General features: G+C 57.0%; 7 protein-coding genes. 1 reads left to right on the top strand and 6 read right to left on the bottom strand.

Annotated features, from left to right (window positions below):
- From RX972_RS29455 to RX972_RS08650, 5 genes are all read right to left on the bottom strand, one after another.
- The coding region (locus RX972_RS29455) for an IS3 family transposase (RefSeq protein WP_410478210.1) at positions 1-173 on the bottom strand (173 nt) is incomplete at its 3' end.
- 77 nt (positions 174-250) lie between these two features.
- A complete protein-coding gene (locus tag RX972_RS08665; RefSeq protein ID WP_095096866.1) occupies positions 251-547 on the bottom strand; it encodes a transposase in 297 nt (98 codons plus the stop codon).
- 452 nt (positions 548-999) lie between these two features.
- Positions 1,000-1,839 carry an amidohydrolase family protein gene (locus RX972_RS08660; protein ID WP_316874060.1) on the bottom strand — a complete coding sequence of 280 codons (840 nt, stop codon included), beginning with the start codon at positions 1,837-1,839 and terminating at the stop codon, positions 1,000-1,002.
- Between the two features lie 87 nt (positions 1,840-1,926).
- Positions 1,927-3,216, bottom strand: a complete 1,290-nt coding sequence (locus RX972_RS08655) for an MFS transporter (RefSeq protein ID WP_255878901.1) — start codon at positions 3,214-3,216, stop codon at positions 1,927-1,929.
- A gap of 196 nt (positions 3,217-3,412) precedes the next feature.
- Complete coding sequence (locus RX972_RS08650; RefSeq protein ID WP_316874056.1) at positions 3,413-4,144, bottom strand: GntR family transcriptional regulator; 732 nt, start codon at positions 4,142-4,144, stop codon at positions 3,413-3,415.
- A gap of 168 nt (positions 4,145-4,312) precedes the next feature.
- Between RX972_RS08650 and RX972_RS08645 the strand changes: the two genes are divergently transcribed.
- Positions 4,313-5,314 (top strand): DUF4917 family protein, encoded by a 1,002-nt coding sequence (locus tag RX972_RS08645; RefSeq protein ID WP_410478209.1) that lies wholly within the window; start codon positions 4,313-4,315, stop codon positions 5,312-5,314.
- A gap of 124 nt (positions 5,315-5,438) precedes the next feature.
- Here the strand turns inward: RX972_RS08645 and RX972_RS08640 are convergent, their stop codons facing one another.
- Positions 5,439-6,728, bottom strand: coding sequence for an MSMEG_0569 family flavin-dependent oxidoreductase (locus RX972_RS08640; protein WP_316874052.1), 1,290 nt, complete (start codon positions 6,726-6,728; stop codon positions 5,439-5,441).
- Positions 6,729-6,785: the final 57 nt, after the last annotated feature.

The raw sequence follows: 6,785 nt of genomic DNA, 5'->3' as shown, positions 1-6,785 counted from the left end.
CCCAGACTCTTCATCAAGCTGCGCATACGATGACGCCCCATTTGGACGCCTTGTGCCTTCAGCGCTTTAACAAATCCGCGACTGCCCAGCGCGCCTCGATGTTCTTTGTGCAAAAGCCGGATCTTCTTCTCTAACTGCGGCTCGATACTGCGTTTAGCTCGAGGCCGACGCATGGCGTAATAACTGCTGCGAGGTATGCTCAGTACGCAGCACAAGCGTCGAACCGACAGCTTCTTTGTAGCGCCCTCAATCATTTTCTTCGGCCAAACAGCACCTTTAGATGAGAGGGCAACTGCTTTTTTAAAACATCGTTCTCGGCCTCCAGCAGTGCCAATCTGGCCTGCAGCGAGTCGATGAGATCTTGATCCTGAGGCCGGGTAGTTTGCGCGGCTCCTACCTGCTCCTTGCGCCACCGTGAAACCCAGCGCCGCAACGCGGTAGGCCCTACGCCAGTCTGCTCACACGCTTTAGGCACTGAGTAATTCAACTCAACGACAAGGCGAATAGCCTCGGCTTTTTCTTCGGCTGTAACGACCCGAAATCCCATGATGCTTCCTTAGGTTGATACTCCTACATCATGGTCCATAAATATTGAGCCACAACAGCTTGGTCTGGGCCGCATCCGGACGATGCGGTGCGTCAGCGAAAAATGCGTTCCCTGACCAGATCCCATCGCGGGCAAGCGCGCTCCTACAAGTAAGCGTTTGCTGCGCGACAGCGTGGTGTCAGGGACACTGAGCGCGCTCCTATCAAACAAAATATAACTATCTGATTTGGAATGCTTTTTACTGTAGGAGTGAGCTTGCTCGCGATAGCTTCAGCACAGGCAATATATTCATCGACCAACAGATCGAATCGCGAGCAAGCTCACTCCTACAGGTCCCGTGTTTGTTTCGCGACAGCGCGGTGTCAGGGATACAGGGCTAGCTCCTACAGATCATCAGAGAGTTGTAGTTTGTTTGACAGGAGCTGTCGGAGGCTGCGAAAGGCAGCCGTATTTCAAGGCACCGAAAACCCAAACAACACTCGTGGCGCATCAACCAGCAAGCCACTAAGTTCAGCCCCGGAACAGCCCAGCCCCTGCAACTGGCCGATGACCCGAGCGAAATCAACTTCACTCTCGTGCTGCGTATGCGGCCAGTCACTGCCCCATACCAGCCGATTCATACCGAAGCACTTGATCAGCAAGGGCATGGCTGCCCTGGCAAAACCGGCGTTTTGCTCGGCGCTGCCACCCAGGCGATAAATCGCCGAAACCTTGACCCACACCCGACCGCTCAAACCGCATTCCAGCAGGGCTTTAAATGCCGGATGGTCAACCCCGAGCGGCGCTTCAGGACGACCAAAGTGATCGACGACGATCTTGCAGCCAAACGGCATAAGACCGCGAATCAGGGTTGGAATGTCTTCTACCCCACGATGCAATTCCACGTGCCAGCCCAGCGCTGAAACTTCATCCAGAAGATGCTTCCACGCGGGCTCGGTGAAGTCAGGCAAAGGCTTGCCCATCAGGTTCAGACGAATGCCGACGATGCCCTGCTCGTCCATCTGCCGAAGCGCTTCGCGGCTGATATCAACATCAACCACCGCGACACCACGCAATTGCTCAGGAGCCTTTGCGAGCGCGGCCAGCAGGTATTGATTGTCTGTACCGAGAAAGCTCGGCTGCACCAACACGCCTTGGCTCAGGCCATTGTCGTGAAGTTGCTGCAGGTAGGCCTCAAGGGTGGCGTCGTAGTCCGGGGTGTAACGGCGACCCGCCGTCAGGTTCAGATCACTGCTGAATACATGGGCGTGGCCATCGATACCGATGATCGGGGAAGTGCGGGAGTCAGGCATGGAGCTCATCTATCAAGAAGGCGCGGCGGATACCATACCCACCGCGCGTGGATCTGCTGCAAATCAGAAGCTCAATCAGACATCGGATCAGGCTTGCTGCGGGGCTTCACGTCCTTGAGTCGCATCGGCTTCAGGTGTGGTCGCCTCCAGACTGCGGCCACGGGTTTCGGGTAAGCACAGCGCGGCGATAACTGCCACGCCGTAGGCGATACCGGCATCGATACCGATGGCTGTGCCCAACGACATGGATTCACTCATGTGACCGACCATGAACGGGAAGACTGCCGACAGCACGCGGCCGAAGTTATAGCAAAAACCAACGCCTGCGCCGCGCACATCTGCCGGATACAGCTCATTGAAAAACGAACCGAGGCTGGCCGGAATACCGGCTGCAAAGAAGCCCAGCGGGAAGCCGAGGAACAGCATCTGCGTGTTGGTCAGTGGCATAAACACATAGCACTGCACCGTGATCACGCAGCAGATAGCGAACAGCAAAATGTTCATGCGCCGACCTATACGGTCGATCAGGAAGCCGCTGGCCACGCACCCACACCAGAAGGCAACAATGATTACCGCCAGATAACCGCCCGAGTTCAATACCGACAGGTTGCGCTCGGTTTTCAGGAACGTCGGCAGCCAGGTCATCACCGCATGATAACCACCGTGTGCGCCCAGCCCGAGGATGCCGCCAAGCAGAGTGACCCGCAGCAGTTCAGGGCGGAAGATCCCGGCCATGGACTTGAAGAAGCTTTTCGGCGTGGTCTTGTCTTTTTGCTGACGCTGGAAGCTGTCCGGCTCTTCGACGTTGCGACGTACCCAGATAATCAACAGGGATGGCAACAGACCGACAAGGAACATCGCGCGCCATGCAATATCCTGCGGCACCAGCGAGTAAATCAGAGTGAACACCAGCACCGCCAGCCCCCAACCTACAGCCCATGCGCTCTGCACGGTGCCCATGACCTTGCCGCGGTATTTGGACTGGATGGTTTCCGCCATCAGCACCGCACCGGCCGCCCACTCGCCACCGATGCCGAAGCCTTGCAGGGCCTTGACGATCAAAAGCTGGTTAAAGCCAGTGACGAACGCCGATAGAAAAGTGAAGAATGAGAACCACAAAATCATCCACTGCAGGGTGCGTACCCGGCCATAGCGATCCGACAGAGTACCGCCGACCCAGCCGCCCAATGCTGAGGTCACCAGCGTCACACCGCTGATCAACCCGGCATCGCCCTTGGTCAAGGCAAAGGCGGCAATCAGTGCCGGAATTGCCAGACCGAACATTTGCACTTCCAGCGCATCCAGCGACCAGCCGCCGAAGCAGGCCCAAAACGTTTTGCGCTCACGAGGAGTGACTTGGCGATACCAACTGAACATGGTTTTTGTCCTTATAAGAATTTACCCGGAACCGCTAGATGAGCCATGCAGGACCGAATTCATCGCGAACCGATATTCCAGCCGACAAATTTTCACCGGATGTAAATGCCTTTCGCGAATGAATTCGCTCCCACCTGGCGCCCCGCTTTCAATCCAGGCCATTGCGTTTTTTTGATAAAAAGCTGCGAACGAACCGTCAGCGGATTTCCACGCTGTAACGGAAATGGCTGGCATGCCCACGCGAACGACGCCACTCCAGCGGTTCGCCGGCGTAGTTGCGCGCCAGACGTTCAATCACCACCACCGGACTGTTGGCGGGAATCTGCAACAGACGCGCATGCACATCACTGACCGCCTCGGCCGTCAGGGTCTCTTCGGCATAAGCGACTACCTGGCCGCACAATGCTTCGTAGATCGGGTACAGCAACGGCCCCTGACGCTGCAGGTCGTTGTCCAGCAACGCCTGAAATTGAACCTGTGGCAGCCAGATTTCTTCCGCCAGCATGGGCTGTGTTTCAAGCAAACGCAGACGCACCATGCGAATCACCGGCGAGTCAGGAACCAGACCCAATGCCTGGCTGACGGCTGACGGCGCGGTCATTGGCTCAATCGACAGGATTCGGCTTTCCGGAACCTGACGGGCGCCAGCAGCGGACTGGAAACGGAAGAAGCGGAACAGCGAGGACTCAAACTGCGGACGACGAATAAATGTTCCGCGGCCCTGCTGACGCTCGAGAATATTGTCGGCAACCAGCATGTCGATGGCTTTGCGGACCGTGCCGGTGGACAGGCAATACTCGCTGGACAGTGCCGCTTCGGTAGGAATCGCCTCGCCTGGACGCCAACGATTATTGGCAATCTGCTCGGCCAACTGATCCCGCAGACGTTGATAAAGAGGTAAACGCTCATCACTGGACAATTTGTTCATATTGTTATTTATCTAGTCATCTATATGAATGTGAGGCGAAGTATTGTCTCGATCATCAGGACCGTCAAGGCAACCAGACGACATTTTTTCGCCCCGTTCTATAAGATGATCGGCGTTTAGCCCTATCGCTCAAGCAAAGGGTGATCTTTGAATGTGTAGTGAACCGAGATGATGCAATTGACGAAAATGGATGCCGGACTGGCTGACTGGAACGACCTGCGAAACGCCCGTGACGAAAACTGGGGGCTATTGATGGGTAACGGGGCGAGTCTTGCCGTCTGGAAAAACTTCGCATACGACTCGCTGTTCGATCTATCCCAGACCACTCGCAGCAATCCCATGAGTCGCACTGAACTGGCGGTGTTCAGCGCCATGGAAACCAGCAATTTCGAACCGGTGCTGGCCGCGCTGAAATCAGCCATGCGGGTCAACGCTGCGTTGACCATCAGTTCGTCATCGCCGCGCAATCGCTACTTCGCCATCAAGGAAGCGCTGATCCACGCCATTCGTTCGGTGCATATTCCGTGGAAACTGATCGAGGCCAACACTCTTGCGCGGATGAACACCGAGTTGCAACGCTACGCGACCGTGTATTCAAGCAACTATGATTTGCTGGCCTATTGGGCGGTGATGCATACGCCGGAATATTTCGACGATCTTTTCAACGATGACGCGACGTTCAATCTGCATGCAACACGCGCTACTGCTACCCGCGTGCTGTATCTGCATGGCGGCATGCATCTGGTGAAGAACCTCGACGGCACCGTGCGCAAGCTGTTGTCATCGGAAAGCTCGCTGCTGGGCAGCTTCGCTATCAACGCGCTGGACGATGTGCCGCTGTTCATCAGCGAAGGCACCAGCTCTGAAAAAATGAAGCTCATCCGGACGTCGGATTACCTGTCGTTCTGTCATGGGCAATTGGCGGAGCATGGCGATGCGCTGTGCATTTTCGGCCATGCACTGGGCAAGCAGGATGCGCATATCATCGCTGCGATCCGTCAGGCCCGGCCGAAGCGGATCGCGATTTCTGTCCTGCCGCGCAGTGAAGCGTTTATCGAGTTTCAAAAGCGGCATTACATCGGGTTGTTGGGTGATCTGGATATCGAGCTGAGCTTTTTTGATGCGAAAAGTCATCCGCTGGGCAGTGCGGATTTTTTGGTGAAAGCCTGACTGTAATGCCTACTCCTGTGGGAGCGAGGCTTGCCCACGAAGAACGATAACGCGGTGCGTCTGATCCACCGCGTTATCGTTCTTCGCGGGCAAGCCTCGCTCCAACAGAACTTCAATCGAGAGCCTAGCGCGCCCCCGCCCGCCGCACCGGCGCCAACGCTGCGGCGATATGCTCCACCAGATACTCCGCATCCCGCGCCACACCGGAAAATCTGCCGGAACCCCAGGTGTACAGCCACGGCAAGCCGAGGAAGTACAGGCCCGGCTGTGCAGTGATACCTCGTTTGTGTCCGGGATGGCCGCGACCATTGAACACCGGGGCTTCAACCCAGGTGAAGTCAGGCGTAAATCCGATACACCACACAATACTGGTGATACCCGCCGCGTTCAGATCCAGTTCGGTGCGCTCCTGCTCAGGCGTCCATTGCGGCGAATAAACCTCACCGGCTGGAGCATTGATGCCGTGCTCCAGAATGTATTTATCGATGGAGCCATTGATCCGGTTATAGACCGCATCAGCGCTGTCGAGACTGTCTTTGAGGTTATTGGCAAAGGTCAGCGTGTCGTCCTTCAGGCTTTGCAGGCGTCCGAACAGTTCCATGCCCTCGACCGCGAAACGGCGCAGGTCGATATCGCGACCGCCATCACGCCCGGTGACGTAATGGTTGGTGTTGTCGCGTACGCCTTCACGCAGCGGATGCGTGTCGACACCGATTTCGTAGTAGCCCATTTCGGCCAGCCAGTCGACCACGTCCTTGCCGCGATAGAAACGCGCGCAACGGGGTGCATCGCCTACGGCCAGATAGACCTTGCGCCCGGCCAGGTGCAGGTCTTCGGCAATCTGCGCCCCGCTCTGCCCTGAGCCCACCACCAACACATTGCCTTCGGGCAGCGACTCGGCGTTGCGGTATTGCTCGGAGTGAATCTGGGTAATCTGCGCTGATACTCGCTCGGCCAGACGCGGGATGATCGGCGTGTGATAGCCGCCCGACGCGACGATCACCTGATCAGCCGTGAACTCGCCCTGAGAGGTGTGCACCTCAAAGCCGCCGCCAACGCGTGGCAACACGCGCTGCACCGCCACGCCCTCAAGCGCGGGCGCATTCACCGACGCGACAAACCCCGCCAGATACTCGTTGATTTGATCCTTGGTCATGAAGCCATGGGGATCCTTGCCCTGGTGCTCTACGCTGTAGCGATACCCAGGCAATGCGCATTGCCAGTTGGGCGTGACCAGACTGAAAGCATCCCAGCGCTGAGTGCGCCAGGTATGGGTCAGGCTGTTTTTTTCCAGCACCAGATGATCGATGCCGTGGGCCTGTAAATAATGGCTGGCAGACAAACCAGCCTGACCGCCGCCGACGATGATCACGCTGTGATGGGGTGGTTTGATTGACGTGAGAGGGTTGGGCATGGGGGCTCCGGGATATTGGATTGAAATGCGTTTCCTGTGGGAGCCGGGCTTGCCCGC

This window comes from Pseudomonas syringae group sp. J309-1, assembly GCF_032582135.1.
Taxonomy (GTDB): Bacteria; Pseudomonadota; Gammaproteobacteria; order Pseudomonadales; family Pseudomonadaceae; genus Aquipseudomonas; species Aquipseudomonas quasicaspiana.
Note: the sequence above shows the minus strand (reverse complement) of the source record. Positions and strands in the feature narration are given on the sequence as shown.